A 19,484-nucleotide genomic window follows, 5' to 3' on the forward strand; every position below is an offset into this window, starting at 1 on the left:
CAATGCGCGAGAGTTTAACCTGAAGCAAGGCTTGTCGGAGGCCATTGAAAGCCTTGCGCGCGCATCCCACATCCACGTCGATGGCCGGGGGGCATACCATGATCGACATCGCGCTGGATTCCAGCCACGCCGGTTGGCGGCTGGACCGCGCGCTTGCGGAAACAGTGCCCTCGCTGTCCCGGGAGCGGCTGAAAGTGCTCACCAAGTCCGGGGCCCTGACGGCTGGCGACAAGGCGGTGCGCGACCCGGCGACAAAGGTGAAGGGCAATGAGCGGTTCAGGCTGGCCATTCCCGACCCCGAGCCGGCGCATAACGTCCCGCAGGAAATTCCGCTGCCGATCGTTTTCGAGGACGCGCACCTGCTCGTGGTCGACAAGCCCGCCGGGATGGTCGTTCATCCTGCAGCAGGAAATCGCGACGGGACGATGGTCAACGCCCTCCTCCACCATTGCGGCGGATCGCTGAGCGGCATTGGCGGCGTGGCACGGCCAGGAATCGTCCATCGCATCGACAAGGACACTTCCGGGCTGCTGGTGGTCGCTAAGCATGACAAGGCGCATGAGGGACTGGCCAGGCAATTCGCCGACCATTCGATCGAGCGCCGCTACCTGGCGATCGTATCGGATGTACCGCGACAAGCACAAGGGACGATTGACGCTCCGCTCGCCCGGTCGGCCCATGATCGCAAGAAGATCGCAATCGTGCCCCAGGGCCGCGGCAAAAGGGCGGTGACCCATTGGACTCGCAAGAGGCTGCTTCGGGATGCCGCGCTCGTCGAATGCCGGCTTGAAACGGGACGGACCCACCAAGTGCGGGTACATTTGGCGTCGATCGGCCATCCGCTGGTCGGCGACCCTGTATATGGCCGAACGCGCAAGGCGCATCGCGAACTGCTGAAGGAACTTAAATTTCACCGGCAGGCGCTGCACGCGGCGCATCTCGGCTTCATTCATCCGGTAACAAAAGGTCGTTTGTCGTTCGACAGTGCCCTTCCGTCGGACATGCAGGAACTGTTCACCGCACTTGGTGTATAGGATTAGGACAGCTAGGGACGTGGCAAAGCGTCCCGGCTGAGGGAGTGAACATTACGATGGCGAAGGCGAATTCGGTGGTATCGATCCCCGCTTCGGGTGGCGAAGCCGGGCTCAACCGTTACCTCAGCGAGATCAAGAAGTTTCCGATCCTCGCGCCGGAGGAAGAGTTCATGCTGGCAAAGCGGTGGCGCGAACATGGCGACACCGATGCCGCCGCGCGCCTGGTCAATTCCCACCTCCGCCTCGTTGCGAAGATCGCGATGGGCTATCGCGGCTATGGCCTTCCGGTCAGCGAACTGATCAGCGAAGGCAACATCGGCCTGATGCAAGGCGTCAAGAAGTTCGAGCCGGACCGGGGCTTCCGCCTTGCCACCTACGCCATGTGGTGGATCCGCGCTTCGATCCAGGAATTCATCCTGCGCTCCTGGAGCCTCGTCAAGATGGGCACCACCGCGGCGCAGAAGAAGCTGTTCTTCAACCTGCGCCGGATGAAGAACCAGATCGACGCGTTCGAAGAGGGCGATCTGAAGCCCGAGGCCGTCACCAAGATCGCTACCGACCTCGGGGTAACCGAGGACGAGGTGATCAGCATGAACCGCCGCATGGGCATGGGCGGGGATACCAGCCTCAACGCCCCGCTGCGCGACACCGACGGGGAAGGCCAGTGGCAGGACTTCCTGGTAAGCGAGGAACCGCTGCAGGACGAGGTGATCGCCGACAAGGAAGAACGGCGAGTGCGGCATGACCTGCTCGTCGAGGCGATGGACAGCCTCAACGACCGCGAGAAGCACATCCTCACCGAACGGCGCCTGGTCGACGAACCAAAGACGCTGGAAGACCTGAGCCAGGTTTATGGCGTCAGCCGGGAGCGGATTCGCCAGATCGAGGTCCGGGCCTTCGAGAAGCTGCAGGCTTCGTTGATCCGGCTGGCCGGCGAGCAGCGACTGCTTCCGGCCGCCTGAGAGCCGCGTACGCTAAGCCACGTCCGCGAGGAGTTTTCGGCCTGGATGGTCGGGCGCTGTGTCGGGCAGTCCAACGATGTTGAACGCGGGCAGGCCCGGGGAAAGCTGGGCCTCCACTTACACGGCGCGGGCCTCCAGCCCGAGATAGGCGACGTTGGCCACGGTCGCGACATCAACGGCCGCCCCCGAAAACAGCCCAGCATTGATGACGCGGCACCCCTTAGCTCGGCAGGTTGAGGCCGGACTGATGCCGGAACGAGTTTCAGGCACCCTTGTTACGGGCCGGTTGGCTGCCCACATGCGCCGCCATGTGGACGAGAGAACAGTGGCGGACGTTCGTCGACCTTCCGGTGGTCGAATGGAGCATTCTCGTGATCGGCGTCGTGCTGATCATCCTGTCGCCGCTGGCGGGCGTCCTCCCGGGTCCGGGAGGCATATTCGTCTTCGCCATCGGCCTTGCGATGGTACTCAAGACGAGCATGTGGGCCAAGCGTCGCTATGTGCATTTCAAGCGCTGGCAACCCAAGGTAGGAAAGTGGACCGACTGGGGCCTGCGCCGACCGAGCGCCCGGCGGCGCGAAGCGATGCGCAAGGAACGGGAGGAGCGCGATCAAGGACCTGGCGCCACCGCCCTGCCCGACCCGCCGTCGCGTCCGCCCGAGTTTCCAGGCGATCCAGAGCGTTGACTTCGAGCGGCCTTGCGACTATCCGCGCCCCCAACGACGGCCGCTTCGGCGGCCCTTTTTCATTCGATTTTTGAAGGCATGAGCGATGAAGCGCACTTTCCAGCCGAGCAATCTGGTCCGCAAGCGGCGGCACGGGTTCCGCAGCCGCATGGCGACGGTCGGCGGCCGCAAGGTGCTGAACGCCCGCCGTGCGCGCGGCCGCAAGAAGCTCAGCGCCTAAATATCCTCAAGAAGCGCTCGGATTTCCTTGCCGCCAACCGCGGCAAGCGCGCGCCCATGCCCGGTTTCGTGCTGCTCGTACGCCCGCGCGAGGACGGTAACGCGGCGATGCGTATTGGCTTCACCGTTACCAAAAAGGTCGGCGGCGCGGTTGTCCGCAATCGGATGAAACGCCGCTTTCGCGCTCTTGCCCGCGAAATCCTGCCCGATCATGGCATTCCCGGCGCCGATCATGTGCTGATTGGCAGGTCGGGCGGCATTGAACGCGACTTTGCCAGCCTGTCGAACGAACTGAAACGCGCATTGAGAAAGCTTGGGCAGTGATCGCCCGGGCTTTCATCCTCCTGGCCCGGGCATGGCAATTGGGACCCAGCCGCGTTCTGCCGCCAAGCTGCCGGTTCCAACCTAGCTGTTCGGCCTATGCGATCACCGCACTTGGGCGCTATGGGGCGCTCAAAGGCGGCTGGCTCGCCCTGAAACGAATCTTCCGTTGCCATCCCTGGGGCGGACAGGGACCCGATCCGGTCCCCTGACAGTCAAGGAACAAGCGTGAACGACAATCGCAACATGCTTCTGGCCATCGTGCTGAGCGCCCTGGTGCTTATCGGCTGGAGCCTCCTCTCCGATACATTTTTCCCGACCGCGGGTCCGCAGACCCAGCAGGTGGAAAACGGAAAGGTGAAGGCGGTGCCGCAGCCGCAGGCGGATCCAACCGCGGACAGCCCTCGCGCGATTCGCCGGCGCGAAGTGGTGCTCGCCGAATCGCCGCGGGTCGCGATCGAGACGCCAAGTCTCAAGGGTTCGATTAATCTGACCGGGGCGCGATTCGACGATCTCGTGCTGGTGCGCGAACGCGAAACGATCGCCGCCGATTCGCCGCCCGTGCGCCTGCTTTCGCCGGCGGGTGCGCCCCTCGCATATTTCGCCCAGTTCGGCTGGTCGGGCGAAGCTGTCGCAACGCCCGACGCGAACAGCGTCTGGACGCCCAGCGCTTCGACCCTATCGCCTGGCAAGCCGGTCACGCTGAGCTGGACCAACCCGACCGGGCAGCGGTTCGAACTGATCGTTTCGGTCGACGAGGATTATCTCTTCTCGGTCCGGCAGCGTGTCGTGAACCTTGGCAGCGGCGCCATCGGAGTTCGCTCCTTCGGCCTCGTCAGCCGCGCGCAGAAAAGCGCCGATCCGTCGAGCTGGACCCACCATATCGGGCCAATCAGCTTCCTCGGCAGCAAAGCCGACTATGAGGTCGACTGGGACGCGCTCGACGAAAACAAGGCTGGCGTGACCCGTGACAGCCGCGGCGGATGGCTGGGCTTCACTGATAAATATTGGCTCACCGCGCTGGTCCCGACCGAGGGCGCGCCGGTCGAGGCGAGCTTCCGCAAGAGCAATAGCGGCGCCTATCAGGCCGATTACGCCAGCGCTCCTTTCGTGGTTGCCCCGGGCCAGGCGGTCAGCAGCGAAGCGCAGCTGTTCGCTGGGGCGATGGAGAAGCGCCTTCTCGACCGGTACGAGGACGCGGGCATCACCAAATTGTCGAAGGCAATCGACTGGGGCTGGTTCGAATGGTTCATGCGGCCGATTTTCGACCTGTTGAACTGGCTGTTCAGCGTGATCGGAAACTTCGGCGTTGCGATCATCGCCCTGACCTTTATCGTCCGCCTGATCCTGTTCCCGATCGCCGACAAGCAGTTTCGCTCGATGGCCGGCATGCGCCGCGTCCAGCCGAAGATGAAAGCAATCCAGGAGCGTTACAAGGACGACAAGGCAAGGCTGCAGCAGGAAATGCTGAAGCTGTACAAGGACGAAAAGATCAATCCGGCCGCAGGCTGCCTGCCGATCCTGTTGCAGATCCCGATCTTCTACGCCCTGTACAAGGTACTGATGGTCGCGGTTGAAATGCGGCATCAGCCGTTCGCGCTGTGGATCAAGGATCTGTCGGCGCCTGACCCGATGACCCCGATCAACCTGTTCGGTCTGCTCGACTTCACGCCGCCGGGTTTTCTGGCGATCGGCATCCTCCCGATCCTGCTCGGGGTGACGATGTGGATGCAGTTCAAGCTCAATCCCGCGCAGCTCGACCCGGTGCAGCAGCAGATTTTCAGCTGGATGCCGTGGATCCTGATGTTCGTCATGGCGCCGTTCGCGGCCGGACTGCAGCTCTACTGGGTGGTATCGAATATTCTCACCATCGGGCAGCAGAAGTGGCTCTATTACCGCTACGATCATGAAATGAACCCGCCCGGCGAACCAGCGGTCGTCCGCAAGTGAGCAAGGCTGCCGAACCCGACCTGGCGGAGCAGGCGCGCAGGCTGTTTTCGGGGCCGATCGACTTCCTGAAGTCGGCGCCGAAACTGGAACATCTGCCCGACCCGACCGTGCCGGAGATCGCCTTCGCGGGCCGCTCGAATGTCGGCAAGTCTTCGCTGATCAACGGGGTGACCAACCGCAACAAGCTGGCGCGCGCGTCGAACACGCCGGGGCGGACGCAGGAACTCAATTATTTCGACGTCGGCCGGGACCCGATCGTGTTCCGGCTGGTCGACATGCCGGGTTATGGCTTTGCCGAAGCCCCCAAGGATATGGTCAAGCGCTGGCGTTTTCTGATCAACGATTATCTTCGCGGTCGGCAGGTGCTGAAGCGCGCGCTGGTGCTGGTCGATTCGCGGCATGGACTGAAGGACGTCGACCGCGACGTGATGAAAATGCTCGACGATGCGGCGGTCAGCTATCACCTCGTCCTGACCAAGGCCGATAAGATCAAGCCGACCGAGCTCGCGGCGCGGATCACGGCGATCCAGGCCGAGGCCGCCAAGCATCCGGCGGCCCACCCGCTGATCCTGCCAACCTCGAGCGAAACCGGGGCCGGGCTGGCAGAGTTAAGGACAGCGATCCTAGAGGCGGTCCTCTCATGAAGCTGATTATCGGCAACCGGGCCTATTCAAGCTGGTCGATGCGCGGATGGCTGGCGCTGAAGCACGCCGGGCTGGATTTCGAGGAGCTGGTCGTCCCGCTGTTCGACGAAGCCTGGGAAAAGCGGCGGGAGGGCGACGAGTTTGCGCCGTCGTTGGGCAAGGTCCCGATCCTCTGGGACGGGGAAACGGTGATCTGGGACAGTCTGGCGATCGTAGAGTTTTGCGCCGACCGGGCCGGTCGCGAACGGTTCTGGCCAGTTGACGCCGCGGCGCGTGGCATGGCCTGGTCGATGGCCGCGGAAATGCACAGCGGGTTTGCCAATCTGCGGCGCGAGCTGCCGATGAACGTCCGCAAGAATTTTCCCTCCCAGCGGCTTTCGACGGCCGTCGAAGCGGAAGTGGTGCGAATTCTCAATCTGTGGGCTCAGGCCCGGGCGCGCCATGGCGGCACCGGCGAGTATCTTTTCGGGGAATGGGGCGCGGCGGACATCATGTTCGCGCCGGTAGTGACGCGTTTCGTCACCTACCAGGTACCGGTCCCGCCCTTTGCCGCGACCTATATGGAGGCGGTCCTGCACCGCGCCGACGTCGTCGAATGGATTGAGCTGGCCCAGGAAGAGCCATGGGTCATCGACGAATATGAATCTGCCGCTGCTGATTAACGCTTGGGATATTCAGTCCCGTCGCGCCGGCAAAATCGGCCGTCGTCGGTAAACAGCATATCGATATCGCTATAACCGCCGCCGGCCCTCGGCCCGGCGCTGATCGCGACGAAGCTGCAGGGTTCATCGAACCGGTTGATGAGGTGGTGGCCGTTGGTGCTGCCCTTGGGCCAGGCGAGCACGTCGCCGGGACCAACCTCGGTTTCTCCTTCATCCTCGACCAGCATTGCCCTGCCCGACAGGATAATGACCAGTTCGTCCTCGCCGTCGTGCCAGTGACGCTGGCTGGACCATGCCTGGGGATCCAGAACGACATGGCTCGCACCCATTTCGGTAAGCCCGGCGAGCGGCGCGATCCGCTTCCACCATCGGCCCGCGACCTCTCGATCGAACGGATCCGGATAGCCGGTGGCATTCGACGGGGCGACGGATTGAAGATCGACTTTCGGCATCACCGACTCCTTGCTAGGCCATCGTCAATGACTGAGCCCATTGACGCTGTCGAGCTTGCTCTCGCCTTGATCGCCTGCCCCAGCGTGACACCGGCGCGGGGCGAGGTCTTCGATGTGCTCGAAGCCGCGCTGCGCCCACTCGGGTTCGAAGTCCACCGCTTCGTCATGGGCGAGGAACCCGACGGCCCGACCGAGAACATGGTCGCGCTGCGCGGCACGGGCGCTCCGCATTTCGGCTTTGCCGGTCATCTCGACGTGGTCCCGCCGGGCGAAGGCTGGGCGAATGATCCCTTCAATCCGCGGGTCGAGGACGGAGTCCTGACCGGCCGGGGCGCGAACGACATGAAAGGCGCCATCGCCGCCTTCGTTGCCGCTGTGGCCGCCGCTCGGCATGACCGCGGCACGGTTTCGCTGCTCATCACCGGCGACGAGGAGGGCTATGCCACCTATGGCACGCCGCGGATCATCGACTGGCTTAATCAGCGCGGGATTCGTCCCGACATGATCCTGATCGGCGAGCCGACATCGGTCGAGCGCCTTGGAGACACGATCAAGATCGGACGAAGGGGATCGGTCAATCTGTGGATCGAGGCGAGGGGCACGCAGGGCCATGTCGCCTATCCACACCGCGCCGACAATCCGGTGCCGAAGCTGGCCAAGGTGATCGACGCCTTGAGCCGCGTGCACCTCGACGATGGAACCGAGGCCTTTCCGCCGTCAAACCTTGAGTTCACAGCGATCTCGACCCCAACCAGTGCAAGCAACGTCATTCCGGCAACGGCCACGGCCCAGCTCAACATCCGGTTCAACAATCTCCACAGGGGCGAGGATCTGGTGCGGATGGTCAAACAGATTGCCCATCGCGAGGCGCCCGGCTCGATCGTCCGTGCGCGGATTTCGGGCGAAGCCTTCCTCACTCCTCCCGGCCAGCTTTATGACGTGATCGTCGCGGCGATCCGCGAAGAGACTGGCGTCGATCCCGCCCTGTCGACCAGCGGCGGGACGTCGGACGGCCGCTTTCTGATCCAGTTGTGCCCGGTCGTCGATTTCGGCCTGCCCAACGCCAGCATGCACAAGGTCGGCGAACATGCGGCGGTCGCCGATATAGAAGCGCTCAGCCGCATATATCGGCGCGCGATCGAGAAGCTGCTGTCAGCTCAATAGTACGGCGATTCTAAGGAGGTCAGGCGACGCTGCGCGAATGGCGGTCGGCGTTGGAGGTCCAACTCAGGAATTCCTGCTCGAACATCGGCTGGGCGAAGACATAGCCCTGAACCGTTTCGCAGCCCATCGCCCGCAGGATGTCGGCCTGGCCGACGCTCTCGACCGCTTCGGCGACGATTTCCGCACCGACGCCCTTGATCAGCTGGATCACTGCCTGGACGACGATCCGCGCCTTCTCGCTGGTTTCGATGTCGGCGATCAACGAGGGGTCGAGCTTGACCCGGTCGAGCGGCATCGCGCGCAGTCGGGCGAGATTCGAATAGCCTGTGCCGAAATCATCGATCGCGACAAAGGCGCCGTCGCGGCGGAGCGCCGAGATTTCCTCAAGCACGCTTTCCGAACATTCCATCGCCGCGGTCTCGGTAAATTCCAGTTCGACCATTGAAAGCGGCACGCCCGCGTCGCTGAAGGTGGCGCGAAGCCGCTGGAAGAAATCCGCGCGATCGAGTTGGCGGGGACTGACGTTGAACGCGATCCGGCGCATGACGCCTCGCGCCTGCGCTTCGGCGAGCATCGAGGCGACCTCGGCGATGACCCAGTCGCCGATCTCCGAGATGATCCCGGTCTGCTCCGCGATGGGAATGAAGGTCGCGGGCATGCGCAGCCCATCCTTGGGATGGTTCCAGCGAAGCAGTGCCTCGGCGCCGTTGATCTCACCCGTCGCAAGGCTGAGCTGAGGCTGCAGCGCGAGGACGAACTCGCCGCGCTGCACGGCTTCGCTCAGCGCGGCCTCGGTATCGACCTTGCGCTGATGTTCGTTGGCGAGCTCGTCGCTGAACATGCAATAGCGTCCGCCGCCGCCGTTCTTCGCGCGATACATCGCGATGTCCGCCGCGCGCATCAGGGCCTCGATGCTCACCCCATGGTCGGGGCTGAGCGCAACTCCAACCGACGCGCCGATATCGACGCTGTGACCATGGAGTTCGAACGGTTCGGAAATCGCCAGCGCGATTCGGCGCGCGACTCGCTCGGCGTCGGACGCTTCGGCGATCTCAGGGAAGAAGATGGTGAACTCGTCCCCGGCCAGCCGGGCGAGTAGCGGACGCAGCACCTGCCCCTCCCCGACTTCGGCGGCGACGACGACGCGCAAACGGTTCGCAACCATGATCAGCAGCTGGTCGCCGCGAGCATGGCCAAGACTGTCGTTGACGTTCTTGAAGCGGTCGAGGTCGACGAACAGCATCGCCGCGCGATGCTCGTTCGACCGGCTCGCCAGCATCTTGTCGGCTTCGGCCCGGAAATGCAGGCGGTTGGGAAGCGACGTGACCGGGTCGTACATGCCCAGCGCATGGGCATTTTCGATCGATGCGCGCACTTCGGCGAAAAGGCTGTCTACCGCGGTTGCCAGCTTGGGCATGGAATCGCGGACGATGCGCGGGGTCGGGCTGGTCAGGTCCCCCTGCTCTACCGCCAGCAGCCGGTCGCCTAGCGCGGTGAGGGCACGCGCGCTTTCGCTGTTGGGGCGCTCGGAGGCGATGTAGCTGATCAGCAGGCAGAAAACGCCGGCAATGAGCGAGGCCAGCAGCTTCTCGTTGAAGCTGGTAATATAGATGAAAGCGGTCAGCGAAAAAATGAACGACGCAACGCCCGCCGCACTGGACAGGAGGGCATTGCTGATTTGCTGGGCAGTACCGTCCTTCACGATGGAAATCGTCCTGATCCTTCACCCCCGACCCGCCGAGGCGGCCCCGACAATCAGCCCTAAACAGGTGAGGTTAAAAAAGGGTGAGGGCCTAGCGGCGTTTCAGGATGATGTAGAGGCTACCTCCCCCGCCATGACGTCGGTGGGCGCCGCGCACCGCGGCAATCGCGGAGGAGTGACGCGAAACTGCTAGCCAGTCGTGCACCGCTGCCCTGATCCGGCCTCGTTGCAACGGCGGCTCGCCGCGCCGTTCATGACCGGTGATGAGCAGGAGGACTCGGTCGCCGGCGGCAATCGACCAGCTAAGCGCCCGATCGATCGCTTCCCATGCCTCATCGAGGCTGTATCCGTGAAGGTCGAGGGTCCGGTCGGGCTGCACCCGCCCGCTACTTAGCTTTCGGTCCCAGCTGCCGTCGAGAGTTGCGTCCTGGATGCGCGCAGGTTTGGTAGCGGCCGGGCTTACCGTCCGGGGCGGCGGCACACGCCCCTTAACCTCCAACGCCGGCGCGGGCCGTACGGCCGGTTCGACCGGCACTTCCTGGAGTTCGCGGGACAGTGGACGAATGGTCGCGGCGACCCTTGCCCAAAGGGCTGCCTCCTCAGGGGACAGGCTGCGCACGGCTGGCGACACCCTTTGGCAGCAACAACAGCGCGCCGCCCTTGGCAGCCATTCCGCCTGCCGTTACGCGGGCGGACTGGCCAGCGCCCCAGAAGGTGTCGAAACGGTTCGCACCCTTGATTGCCCCGCCGGTATCCTGAGCAACCCACAGGCCGGAAGCTTCGCGCCGGTCGAGCGCAAGGAAAACCGGCGCCCCCATTGGCACGAACTTGGGATCAGCGGCGACGGTCGTCAGCGCCGTGACCGGGACATTGATCGCGCCCAGCGGCCCCGGCCCTGTCAGTTCTCTGAAGAAAATATAGCTAGGGTTCTCGCGCATCAGTGACTTGCCGCCGTCTGGCTGGCTGCGCATCCAGCCGATGATCGCGTCCATCCCTGCCCCGCCCGGAGGCAGGATGCCGCGCTCGCGAAGAAGCCGGCCGATGGCCACATATTCGCGTCCGTTCTGGTCGGCATAACCGATCCGCATCACCTTACCGTCGGGTGCGATCAGGCCGCCAGAACCCTGGATTTGGAGGAAGAACAGCTCGACCGGGTCAGCTGCCCAGCCGATTTCGATCCCCCGACCGTCAAGCGCGCCATCCTCGATCTCGGCTCGCGTATAATAGAGGACACAGGTTCCGCGCTCGTCGATTCGGCCCCGGCCCGTGCCCCCGTCGGGCCTGGTGCAGCGGACAAGGTCGGCGGGCTTGGCATGAACGGGAGTATCGAAGCCCGGCTGACGGGTCCGGGAGCCGCGGATCTCGGGCTCGTAATAACCGGTTGCGAATGCTTCCCCATTGCCGACGCGGACCCATTCGAAACGGTCGCGAAAGAAGGTGACAGCGCTCCCCGGTTGGACAGACGCGGCCTCGGTGCACAACGGCTGCCAGTCGGAGGGAAGCGTCAGCCCGCTTTGATCCTGGCGGCGCACAAGCACCGGGCAGCTAAGCTTGAAGGCGGTCAGCGCACGCGCTGCGGCAACCTCGTCAAGCGATCGGGAGGCAACGACCGTGACGCCGGCCTCGCGCGCGGTGGTGTATGTCGGCGCGGGCGGCGGTGCCGGCGTAGGCGTCGGACTGGGAGCCGGCGCCGGTGGCGGCGCAGGCGGTTCCGGCCTTTGAGATGCGCAAGCGGCAAGCAGCAGGGACAGGCTCAGCGCTATCGCGCGGCGGGCGCTGCTCACTCTTCCTCGTCAGTCTCGACGAGGATCCAGTTGGGATCCCGACTCGCGGTATCCCGGCGGAACGTCCAGCGATCCCGGGTCTGGACCGCGTCGGACATCGATCCCGCCACAACCTCGCCGTCGGCATTGCGTGTAATTGCGGCGATGTCCGCTTCGAACCGCACCGTCACCAGCGCGACAGTGCGCTCCATTTCGGCCGAGGCAATCACCGCCTGATCGATCGCGACAAGTCGATTATCGAGGATCAGTCCTTCCTTGTCCCGCTGCGCGACCGCGCCGGCGAAGGCGTCGTAGACATGGCCATCGACATAGGGCCGCATCGCGTCGAGGTCGCCTTTCCAGAAGGATTCAAGGATCATGCGATAGGCGGCCTTCGATCCTTCGAGGAAACGCGCGACGTCGAAGCTCGGGTCTGCGGCAAGCAAGCTGCGCACGCCCGGGCCCGCCGTCGGCAGGTACGCGAGTTCGTCGGCCTCGCCCGGAACCGGGGCGGCCGGCGCGGCATGGGTATGACGCTGTTCGACGCGGGTATCGGCCTGCTCGGGATCGGCGGGTTTAAGGATCGGCTGTTCATGGCCGGTACGTTCGCCCAGCACGCTATACAGCCGGAGGCCGATAAACAGTGCAACGAGCGCAAGGATGATAATAGCGGTCAACGACGATTCCGTTCAGAGATGGTGGTTGGCGCCCAACATAATGCGGACAACGCTCGGATTCAAAGGGCGCTCCGTCGCTTGTTCGCGGCATTGCGCCGTGAACAGGTGGCTGCTAGTCGCACCGGCAAGCCGGGGCATGGTGAAATACCATGGTTCGCTCCTTCATATCACCGAATTCTCTTAAGGATTTCTCATGGCCGACCAGGACACGCCGAACACCACCCCGGAAGCCACTGACGGCGGCCAGGGCGACATGCCGCAGGTCGCGACTATCGCTCAATATATCAAGGACTTGTCGGTCGAAAGTCCGTCGGCTCCGCAAGTCTTTCAATGGCAGGACCAGCCGGCCCTGGACGTGCAGTTCGGAATCAATGGCAACAAGGTCGCCGACGACGTTCATGAAGTGATCCTGAAGGTCGAGGTGAATGCCAAGTCGGACAGCGGCACTCATTTCATCGTTGATCTGAGCTACGCTGGTCTGTTCGCCTTCCGCGCCTTCCCCGAAGATGCGCTGCCGCCTTTTCTGCTGGTCGAAGCGCCGCGCATGCTCTTCCCCTTCGCTCGTCAGATCGTGGCCGAGGCGGTCCAAAACATGGGCTTCCCGCCGATGTTGCTCGACCCGATCGACTTCGGCGCCGCCTATGTCGCGCAAATGGAAGCGCAGCAGGGGCAGGCCGGCGGCGACGGCGAACCGCCGGTCGGCCACGCCTGATCCGGCCCTAGGCCATGAACCTTTACCGGGCGATCGGCTCGATCGGCGGCCTGACCATGGTCAGCCGCGTGCTCGGCTTCGCCCGGGACATGGTTGGATCGCGCATCCTCGGCGCTAGCCATGCCAACGACGCTTTCAATCTTGCCTTCCTGCTCCCCAACATCTTCCGTCGCCTGTTCGCGGAAGGGGCGTTTTCGTCGGGGTTCGTGCCGCTGTTCAGCCGGCGGCTGGCGGCGGGAGGCCATGAGGACGCCGAAGCTTTCTCGAACGAGATCCTGTCGGTGTTCATGCCGGCGCTGCTGGTCGTCACCCTGCTTTTCGAGATTCTCATGCCCGGCGTACTGTGGCTGGTCGTTCCAGATTATGCGGACACGCCGGGCAAGTTCGACCTGGCAGTCGAGCTGACGCGCTGGACCTTCCCCTACCTGCTGTTCATCAGCGTCGTCGCGCTCCTTTCGGGCATCCTCAATTCGCTGACCCGTTTCGCGATCGCTGCTTTCGCCCCGGCGCTGCTCAACATCGCGCTGATCGTGGCCTTGCTGGTTGCCCCGCCCGACAAGGTAGAAGTGGTCCGCTACATGGCGCTGGCCGTACTAGCCGGTGGCCTCCTGCAGTTTGCGCTATGCTGGGTGGCCGTAAGGAAAGCCGGCGTGAAGCTGCGCTTCGGACGGCCGAGAATGACGCCTGCGGTGAAGGAGCTGGTCGTCCTGATCCTCCCGGCAACGGTCGCTGCCGGAGTCTACCAGATCAGCCAATTATTCTACGCCTATTTTTCGGCCCGCCTCGGCGAAGGGGCGCTGTCGATGCTCAGCTATGCCGACCGGCTGAACCAGTTGCCGCTGTCGATCATCGGCACCGCCCTCGGCGTGGCCATCCTGCCGGCGATCAGCCAAGCGATCGCACGTGAGGATGCCGGCGAAGCCTCGGACGTTCAGGCCCGGGCCTTCGACCTGTCGATGCTTCTGACCCTTCCGGCGACACTGGCACTGGCCGTCGCTGCTGGGCCGATCATCGGCGCCCTCTACCAGGGCGGCGAATTCAGTGTCGAGGATGCGCGGGTCACTGGGAATATCCTGGCGATCCTAGTTACCGGGCTTCCAGCCTATGTGCTGGTCAAGGTCCTGACCCCCGCCTTTTATGCCCGCAAGGATGTGAAGACGCCGGTCCGGATCGCGATGGCTGTGCTGGCCGGAGGCGTGATCGCCAATTTCGCGCTGATCCCCCTGATCGGCATTTACAGTCTCGCCCTCGTGACCTCCGCGGGGGCATGGATCAACTTCGGCCTGTTGTTCGTGATCCTGTACCTGCGCGGCCATTTCCGCATGCCCGGCTGGCTGGTCGCCCGCGTGTCCAAGCAATTGCTGGCCGCTTTGTGCATGGCTGCGTCAATCTATGCCATCAAGCTTGCGGCCCATGACTATTTTTTCGGCGGCGTGCTTGAGCGCGTCGTAGCGCTCGGCGCGCTGGTGGGGATCGGCGGCATCGTCTATTTCGCCGTCGCCTGGATGATTGGTGGAATGGACCGGCAGGCAATCGCGGCGCTGGGCCGCAAGAAGGTGCAAGACTGATGCGCGTGGTTTCGGGAATCCAGCCCACGGGGGACCTCCATCTCGGTAATTTGCTGGGAGCGATCCTGCGTTGGGTGCGAATGCAGGATGAGGCGCAATGCCTGTTTTTCCTGGCCGACCTCCATTCGCTATCGGATCATATCGAGCCCGCCAGCAGGCTTGCCAACCGGCGCGAAATGGCCGCCGCGCTGGTTGCAAGCGGGATCGATACCGACCGGGCGATCCTGTTTGCCCAGTCAGACGTCCCTGCCCATGCCGAGCTATGCTGGATCCTCAACGGGACGGCGCGGATGGGCTGGCTTAACCGGATGACGCAGTGGAAGGACAAGGCTGGCAAGAATCGCGAGGCGGCTTCGGTCGCTCTGTTCGACTATCCCGTGCTGCAGGCCGCCGACATCCTCGCCTACCAGGCAACCCACGTCCCCGTCGGCGAAGATCAGAAACAGCATATCGAGCTGACCCGCGATATCGCGGTGAAGTTCAACAATGACTTCGACGTCGAACTGTTCACCGTGCCCGAACCGTTCATCGGCGGCGGGACTGCCGCGCGGGTCATGAGCCTGCGCGACGGTTCGAAAAAGATGAGCAAGTCCGATCCGTCCGACATGAGCCGGATCAACCTCACCGACAGTGACGAGGCGATCGCCCAGAAGGTTCGCAAGGCCAAGACCGACCCCGAGCCGCTTCCCGACGATCCGAAGTTGCTCGAATCGCGGCCCGAGGCGAAAAATCTGGTCGGGATCATGGCAGCCGCCACCGGGCGCGAAGAAGCAGCGGTGCTTGCGGACTATGCCGGACAGGGGTTTGGAACGTTCAAGCCGGCGCTGGCCGACGCGCTGGTTGCATTGATCGCGCCGCTGCGTGAGCGTTTGGTCGAGCTTCGCCGCCATCCCGATGCGATCGATGCGATCTTGGCGAGCGGTGCGCAGAAGGCGGCGACGCTGGCCGAACCTACCCTCCAGGCCGCCTATCGGGCGGTCGGCCTGCGCGCCTGACCGGCGCGAGTCGCAAGGCCGACACAGGCGCTTCATCGCCTATTCAGCACGCTTCATGCTATAAGCATCTGTCTTGTAGGAATTTTTCCGAGTCAGGGGTGTAGATGATGCGTATTAACAAGCTCGCAGCGGCGGTTCTGCTCGGCGTTTCCGCGCTTGGCCTGTCGGCCTGTGCAACCGGCTTCCCGGCCAAGGTTTCCCGTTATCAGGCGATGCCCGCCCCGCAGGGCCAGAGCTTCGTGGTTGTCCCGTATGACGCCCGCGACATCGGCGGCCTTGAGTTCGCTCGCTATGCCGATCTCGTTGCCCAGGCGATGCAGGCGCAGGGCTACGCCCGGGCCGCCTCGGTCGATCAGGCGACGATGGTTGTCCAGGTCGGCTATGGAGTCGGCAAGGGCCGCACCGAATATGTCAGGGACCCCTTCCCTTATGGACGGCTTCACGATCCCTTCTGGAACGGTTTTTATGGCCGGCCTTACTATTCGCGCTATCGTTACTGGGGACCGCGGTCGGCCTTCTATTATGGCTGGAACGACCCCTTCTGGTATTCGCCTTTCGGCGAGCCGGTACGCAGCTACACGAGCTACCAGAGCGAATTGCGGGTCGACATCCGCCGCAAGGTCGACAACGCCTCATTGTTCGAGGGCAAGGCGCAGGCCCGGTCCACGACGGACAATCTGGGCACGCTCGTCCCCAACCTGATCGAAGCGATGTTCACCGGCTTCCCGGGCCGGTCGGGCGAGACAGTGCGGATCACGGTGCCGCCGCACCGGCGCACGCCCAGCTAACCCGCCGCGTCCAATCGCGAAACTCTTGAGACCCGTTCGGCCCGCGCCGGACGGGTCTTTTGTCGTCCGCCGATGAAAAAAAGGGCCCGGCGGGATCGCTCCCGCCGGGCCCCCGGCCAGTTGGGGACTGGACCTCCATGGGGGGCCGCGGGGATCCGCGGCGCAGCCCCGTTACCCCCTCAGCCCTCCAGCTGGCGCGTCAGCAAGCGAATGTCGGCGTCGAGTTCGGAGTCTGCTGCGCGCAGCCGCTCGATCTGCTTGACGGCATGAATCACGGTGGTGTGGTCGCGCCCCCCAAAGCGGCGGCCGATGTCCGGCAGCGACTTGGGCGTAAGCTGTTTCGACAGATACATGGCAACCTGGCGCGGGCGGGCGACTTCGCGGGCGCGGCGCGCCGAGGTCATCTCCGCCTTGCGGATGCGATAATGTTCGGCGACTTGGGTCTGGATCTCGTCAATTGAAATGCGCCGCTGGTTCGCGCGCAGGACATTAGCGAGCACTTCCTCGACGAAAGCGACGTCGATCGCCCGGCCCGTCATCATGGCGTAGGCGGCGATCCGGTTGAGCGCGCCTTCCAGTTCGCGGATCGAGCTGCTGATCCGGCGGGCAAGGAATTCGACGACAGCCCGCGGCATTTCGACCCCGGGCAGGGCCGCAAGCTTGGCATCGATGATATTGAGGCGCAGTTCGTAATCCGCCGGATTGATGTCGGCCACCAGGCCCCAGCTCAGGCGCGACAGGATTCGCGGCGCGATCCCGTCGAGGTCCTGCGGCGCGCGGTCGGAGGTGATCACCAGCCGGCGGCCGGCGGTGATGATCTCGTTCATCGTGTGGAAGAATTCTTCCTGGGTGGAATCCTTGCCGGCAATGAACTGGACGTCGTCGATCAGCAGCAGGTCGGCCGAGCGCAACCGACCCTTGAAGCCGATCGTATCATTTTCCCGCAGCGCGCGAATGAACTCGACCATGAACTTTTCAGCCGACATCGACACGACACGCGCGCCAGGGCGGCGTTCGAGGAAGCTCTGGCCGATGGCGTGCAGCAGGTGCGTCTTGCCCCGGCCGGTGCCGCCATGGATGAATAAGGGGTTGAAGGCGACGCTGTCGGCGGTCGCCAAGGTCCGGGCCGCCGTGCAGGCGACTTCATTGGCCTTACCGACCACAAAGGTTTCGAAGCGGTAGCGCTGATCGAAATTGGGTGCCGACGGGTCCCGTTCCTGCGGCGTCCTGGCGGCCGGGATTTCCTCCAGCACCAGCAGCGGCGAAGGCTTGGGACCGTCAAGCGCAGCCATGATCTTCACGCCGCGCACGATCGGCAGCACCGTCCGCCAGGCCAGGGCCAGCCGCTCGCCGAAATGGCTTTGCACCCAGTCGGCCATGAACTGGCTGGGCATGACGATTTCGAGTTCACCCGACTCGCCGTCGAAGCCGCCGAGCTCGGCAGGCTTCAGCCAGCCGTCGAAGGTTCGGGCTCCGCAATCGCGGCGAAGGCCAGCGCGGATCGTTTCCCACGCCGCTTCCAGCGGTGCGGGTACGTGGGCAGCCTCGGTGCCGGCATCGGAGAGACACAGATTTTCCCGATTGCCCTGCACTGGCGCGCGCCTCCCAAATATACACTTGCTGGACAAGAAGGACCGTTACGCGCGACGCTAGCCGCTCGTCCAAATACCCTTCCGTCTCTAGCCCCCCGGGAGCAGACTCGCTGCCGGAGGTTCGTTTTGAGAGCGCGGGGCCTGTGATTCAAGACCCGAATTTTCATCAAGGTGAAATAAATCGGCTTGACAGAGGGGAGCATCAGAAAATGGGAGAAATCCGGGAAAACCTTGTGGTTTTCAGATTATGGGGCAGGTCGCTCTCCCGCGAATCGCCGGAATCCCTAGACTTTTTTTAGTCATCAAAATGAAACGGGCCGCCGGTCACCCGACAGCCCGTCCCGATCCAGTACGTAAACGCGGATTTAACCGAGCGAGGCCACCCGCTTGGTCAGGCGCGAGAACTTCCGCGAGGCAGTGTTCTTGTGAATCACGCCTCGGGCAACGCCGCGAGCCATTTCCGGCTGGGCCTGCTTCAGGGCATCCCGGGCTTCGTCCTTCTTGCCGGCGGCAATCGCCGACTCGACGGCCTTGATGAAGGTCCGGATTCGGCTGACGCGAGCGCCATTGATGGCCGCGCGATTGGCGTTGCGGCGGATGCGCTTCTTGGCTTGCGGCGTGTTCGCCATCGATCGACCTCAAAAATCTTGTGTTTTCAACAAAAAAGCGGCGCAAACCCAGCGGGTCGCACCGGCGTGGCGTTCCCCTAGCGAAGCTGCCGATTCGCGTCAACCGTCGCTAGCGCTGGCAGGACGGACAGAAAAAGGTCGACCGTCCACCCTGCACGATCCGGCGGACGGTGCCGAGACAACCGCGGCAGGGCTCCCCTTCCCGTCCGTAGACATCGAACTTCTTGGAAAAATAGCCCAATTCGCCATCGGGCGCAGCAAAATCTTTGAGCGTGGATCCGCCCGCGCGGATCGCCTCATGGAGCACGGAAGGAATGGCCTGCGCGAGCCGGTCGAGCCGGACCCGGGCGATTTTCCCCGCAGCCCGGCGCGGGTCAATCCCTGCACGGAACAGCGCCTCGCAAGCATAGATATTGCCAAGCCCCGCGACGATCCTCTGGTCGAGCAGCAGCAGCTTGACCGCCGCGCTGCGCCCCGCGAACTGGCGTTTCAGCCAGGCGCCATCGACCGCTCCCTCGAGGGGTTCGGGACCAAGGCCTGCAAAGGCCGGCCAGTCGGACAGCGCATCGGTCCTGACGATATCGACCGACCCGAAGCGGCGCGGATCGCGCAGCGACAGCCGCCGCGCATTATCGGTTTCGACCAACAGATGATCGTGTTTGCCAAGCTCTTCCGGGTCGATCCGCCATGCGCCCGACATGCCGAGATGGAAGATCATCGTGTCGCCTCGATCGGTGTCGATCAGACCATATTTGGCGCGGCGACCAAGGCCGACCACGCGGGCCCCGGTCAGCCGCTGGCCAAGATCGGCCGGAAAGGGTCGGCGCAAATCCTCGCGCCGGACTTCGACCCGCTCGATCTGGCGGCCGTCGATGACCTTGGCAAGGCCGCGCACGGTGGTTTCGACTTCGGGAAGTTCGGGCATGGCGTCCTTTGCGGATTTGAGGCGTTTCGCACCTCACTC

At 63.9% G+C, this 19,484-nt stretch carries 22 protein-coding genes; 14 read left to right on the plus strand and 8 right to left on the minus strand.

All coding sequences use genetic code 11. The features are described from left to right. Window positions 1-80: 80 nt before the first annotated feature. From FMM02_RS01690 to FMM02_RS01730, 9 genes are all read left to right on the plus strand, one after another. Window positions 81-1,034, plus strand: coding sequence for an RluA family pseudouridine synthase (locus FMM02_RS01690; protein ID WP_147493244.1), 954 nt, complete (start codon window positions 81-83; stop codon window positions 1,032-1,034). 56 nt (window positions 1,035-1,090) lie between these two features. Next, window positions 1,091-1,996, plus strand: a complete 906-nt coding sequence (rpoH, locus tag FMM02_RS01695) for an RNA polymerase sigma factor RpoH (RefSeq protein WP_147493245.1) — start codon at window positions 1,091-1,093, stop codon at window positions 1,994-1,996. Between the two features lie 308 nt (window positions 1,997-2,304). After that, window positions 2,305-2,682 carry a hypothetical protein gene (locus tag FMM02_RS11310; RefSeq protein WP_246104800.1) on the plus strand — a complete coding sequence of 126 codons (378 nt, stop codon included), beginning with the start codon at window positions 2,305-2,307 and terminating at the stop codon, window positions 2,680-2,682. 85 nt (window positions 2,683-2,767) lie between these two features. After that, window positions 2,768-2,902, plus strand: coding sequence for a 50S ribosomal protein L34 (gene rpmH / locus FMM02_RS01705; protein WP_037504084.1), 135 nt, complete (start codon window positions 2,768-2,770; stop codon window positions 2,900-2,902). Window positions 2,903-2,904: 2 nt separating this feature from the next. After that, window positions 2,905-3,225 carry a ribonuclease P protein component gene (gene rnpA, locus FMM02_RS01710; protein ID WP_147494926.1) on the plus strand — a complete coding sequence of 107 codons (321 nt, stop codon included), beginning with the start codon at window positions 2,905-2,907 and terminating at the stop codon, window positions 3,223-3,225. Continuing rightward, window positions 3,222-3,434, plus strand: coding sequence for a membrane protein insertion efficiency factor YidD (gene yidD / locus FMM02_RS01715; RefSeq protein ID WP_222703818.1), 213 nt, complete (start codon window positions 3,222-3,224; stop codon window positions 3,432-3,434). Before rnpA ends, yidD begins: the two co-directional genes overlap by 4 nt. Before the next feature lie 16 nt (window positions 3,435-3,450). Continuing rightward, window positions 3,451-5,172, plus strand: a complete 1,722-nt coding sequence (gene yidC / locus FMM02_RS01720; protein WP_147493246.1) for a membrane protein insertase YidC — start codon at window positions 3,451-3,453, stop codon at window positions 5,170-5,172. Continuing rightward, window positions 5,169-5,816 carry a ribosome biogenesis GTP-binding protein YihA/YsxC gene (yihA, locus tag FMM02_RS01725; protein WP_147493247.1) on the plus strand — a complete coding sequence of 216 codons (648 nt, stop codon included), beginning with the start codon at window positions 5,169-5,171 and terminating at the stop codon, window positions 5,814-5,816. Before yidC ends, yihA begins: the two co-directional genes overlap by 4 nt. Then, window positions 5,813-6,478 (plus strand): glutathione S-transferase family protein, encoded by a 666-nt coding sequence (locus FMM02_RS01730; protein ID WP_147493248.1) that lies wholly within the window; start codon window positions 5,813-5,815, stop codon window positions 6,476-6,478. The genes yihA and FMM02_RS01730 overlap by 4 nt, the downstream gene beginning before the upstream one ends. Here FMM02_RS01730 and FMM02_RS01735 read toward each other — a convergent pair. After that, on the minus strand, window positions 6,475-6,930 hold the full coding sequence (locus FMM02_RS01735) for a cupin domain-containing protein (protein WP_147493249.1): 456 nt from the start codon (window positions 6,928-6,930) through the stop codon (window positions 6,475-6,477). The genes FMM02_RS01730 and FMM02_RS01735 overlap by 4 nt on opposite strands. Before the next feature lie 27 nt (window positions 6,931-6,957). Between FMM02_RS01735 and dapE the strand changes: the two genes are divergently transcribed. Beyond that, entirely contained in the window at window positions 6,958-8,094 is a 1,137-nt protein-coding gene (gene dapE, locus FMM02_RS01740) for a succinyl-diaminopimelate desuccinylase (protein ID WP_147493250.1), read from the plus strand. Between the two features lie 19 nt (window positions 8,095-8,113). On the opposite strand, the gene FMM02_RS01745 is transcribed toward dapE, so the two are convergent. The 4 genes from FMM02_RS01745 to FMM02_RS01760 form a co-directional block, all read right to left on the minus strand. Continuing rightward, entirely contained in the window at window positions 8,114-9,796 is a 1,683-nt protein-coding gene (locus tag FMM02_RS01745) for a putative bifunctional diguanylate cyclase/phosphodiesterase (protein WP_147493251.1), read from the minus strand. 91 nt (window positions 9,797-9,887) lie between these two features. Then, a complete protein-coding gene (locus tag FMM02_RS01750; protein WP_147493252.1) occupies window positions 9,888-10,415 on the minus strand; it encodes a Smr/MutS family protein in 528 nt (175 codons plus the stop codon). Next, on the minus strand, window positions 10,396-11,580 hold the full coding sequence (mltA, locus tag FMM02_RS01755; protein WP_147493253.1) for a murein transglycosylase A: 1,185 nt from the start codon (window positions 11,578-11,580) through the stop codon (window positions 10,396-10,398). Before mltA ends, FMM02_RS01750 begins: the two co-directional genes overlap by 20 nt. Next, on the minus strand, window positions 11,577-12,236 hold the full coding sequence (locus FMM02_RS01760; protein WP_147493254.1) for a Tim44/TimA family putative adaptor protein: 660 nt from the start codon (window positions 12,234-12,236) through the stop codon (window positions 11,577-11,579). Before FMM02_RS01760 ends, mltA begins: the two co-directional genes overlap by 4 nt. 193 nt (window positions 12,237-12,429) lie before the next feature. Between FMM02_RS01760 and secB the strand changes: the two genes are divergently transcribed. The 4 genes from secB (at window position 12,430) to FMM02_RS01780 (ending at window position 16,299) form a co-directional block, all read left to right on the plus strand. Next, window positions 12,430-12,948, plus strand: coding sequence for a protein-export chaperone SecB (secB, locus tag FMM02_RS01765; protein ID WP_147493255.1), 519 nt, complete (start codon window positions 12,430-12,432; stop codon window positions 12,946-12,948). A 14-nt stretch (window positions 12,949-12,962) separates the two neighbouring features. Then, window positions 12,963-14,516, plus strand: a complete 1,554-nt coding sequence (murJ, locus tag FMM02_RS01770) for a murein biosynthesis integral membrane protein MurJ (protein WP_147493256.1) — start codon at window positions 12,963-12,965, stop codon at window positions 14,514-14,516. After that, complete coding sequence (gene trpS / locus FMM02_RS01775; protein ID WP_147493257.1) at window positions 14,516-15,511, plus strand: tryptophan--tRNA ligase; 996 nt, start codon at window positions 14,516-14,518, stop codon at window positions 15,509-15,511. The genes murJ and trpS overlap by 1 nt, the downstream gene beginning before the upstream one ends. A 104-nt stretch (window positions 15,512-15,615) precedes the next feature. Beyond that, window positions 15,616-16,299 carry a DUF4136 domain-containing protein gene (locus FMM02_RS01780; protein ID WP_246104801.1) on the plus strand — a complete coding sequence of 228 codons (684 nt, stop codon included), beginning with the start codon at window positions 15,616-15,618 and terminating at the stop codon, window positions 16,297-16,299. A 179-nt stretch (window positions 16,300-16,478) separates the two neighbouring features. Here the strand turns inward: FMM02_RS01780 and dnaA are convergent, their stop codons facing one another. The 3 genes from dnaA to mutM form a co-directional block, all read right to left on the minus strand. Further along, window positions 16,479-17,891 carry a chromosomal replication initiator protein DnaA gene (gene dnaA / locus FMM02_RS01785; RefSeq protein ID WP_425473642.1) on the minus strand — a complete coding sequence of 471 codons (1,413 nt, stop codon included), beginning with the start codon at window positions 17,889-17,891 and terminating at the stop codon, window positions 16,479-16,481. A gap of 365 nt (window positions 17,892-18,256) precedes the next feature. Next, on the minus strand, window positions 18,257-18,520 hold the full coding sequence (gene rpsT / locus FMM02_RS01790) for a 30S ribosomal protein S20 (protein ID WP_147493258.1): 264 nt from the start codon (window positions 18,518-18,520) through the stop codon (window positions 18,257-18,259). 109 nt (window positions 18,521-18,629) lie between these two features. Next, the gene (gene mutM / locus FMM02_RS01795) at window positions 18,630-19,445 is read right to left on the minus strand and encodes a bifunctional DNA-formamidopyrimidine glycosylase/DNA-(apurinic or apyrimidinic site) lyase (RefSeq protein WP_147493259.1); all 816 of its coding nucleotides are present in this window, start codon (window positions 19,443-19,445) and stop codon (window positions 18,630-18,632) included. Window positions 19,446-19,484: the final 39 nt, after the last annotated feature.

Source organism: Sphingomonas xanthus, from assembly GCF_007998985.1.
GTDB lineage: Bacteria > Pseudomonadota > Alphaproteobacteria > Sphingomonadales > Sphingomonadaceae > Sphingomicrobium > Sphingomicrobium xanthum.

Excerpts from the sequence above, each read along its gene's own strand:
- FMM02_RS11310 (WP_246104800.1), top strand. The coding sequence starts at position 2,305 with ATGTGGACGAGAGAACAGTGGCGGACGTTCGTCGACCTTCCGGTGGTC.
- FMM02_RS01690 (WP_147493244.1), top strand. The coding sequence starts at position 81 with ATGGCCGGGGGGCATACCATGATCGACATCGCGCTGGATTCCAGCCAC.
- trpS (WP_147493257.1), top strand. The coding sequence starts at position 14,516 with ATGCGCGTGGTTTCGGGAATCCAGCCCACGGGGGACCTCCATCTCGGT.
- FMM02_RS01780 (WP_246104801.1), top strand. The coding sequence starts at position 15,616 with ATGATGCGTATTAACAAGCTCGCAGCGGCGGTTCTGCTCGGCGTTTCC.
- murJ (WP_147493256.1), top strand. The coding sequence starts at position 12,963 with ATGAACCTTTACCGGGCGATCGGCTCGATCGGCGGCCTGACCATGGTC.
- dapE (WP_147493250.1), top strand. The coding sequence starts at position 6,958 with ATGACTGAGCCCATTGACGCTGTCGAGCTTGCTCTCGCCTTGATCGCC.
- secB (WP_147493255.1), top strand. The coding sequence starts at position 12,430 with ATGGCCGACCAGGACACGCCGAACACCACCCCGGAAGCCACTGACGGC.
- FMM02_RS01735 (WP_147493249.1), bottom strand. The coding sequence starts at position 6,930 with ATGCCGAAAGTCGATCTTCAATCCGTCGCCCCGTCGAATGCCACCGGC.
- FMM02_RS01730 (WP_147493248.1), top strand. The coding sequence starts at position 5,813 with ATGAAGCTGATTATCGGCAACCGGGCCTATTCAAGCTGGTCGATGCGC.
- rpsT (WP_147493258.1), bottom strand. The coding sequence starts at position 18,520 with ATGGCGAACACGCCGCAAGCCAAGAAGCGCATCCGCCGCAACGCCAAT.
- mutM (WP_147493259.1), bottom strand. The coding sequence starts at position 19,445 with ATGCCCGAACTTCCCGAAGTCGAAACCACCGTGCGCGGCCTTGCCAAG.
- rpmH (WP_037504084.1), top strand. The coding sequence starts at position 2,768 with ATGAAGCGCACTTTCCAGCCGAGCAATCTGGTCCGCAAGCGGCGGCAC.
- rpoH (WP_147493245.1), top strand. The coding sequence starts at position 1,091 with ATGGCGAAGGCGAATTCGGTGGTATCGATCCCCGCTTCGGGTGGCGAA.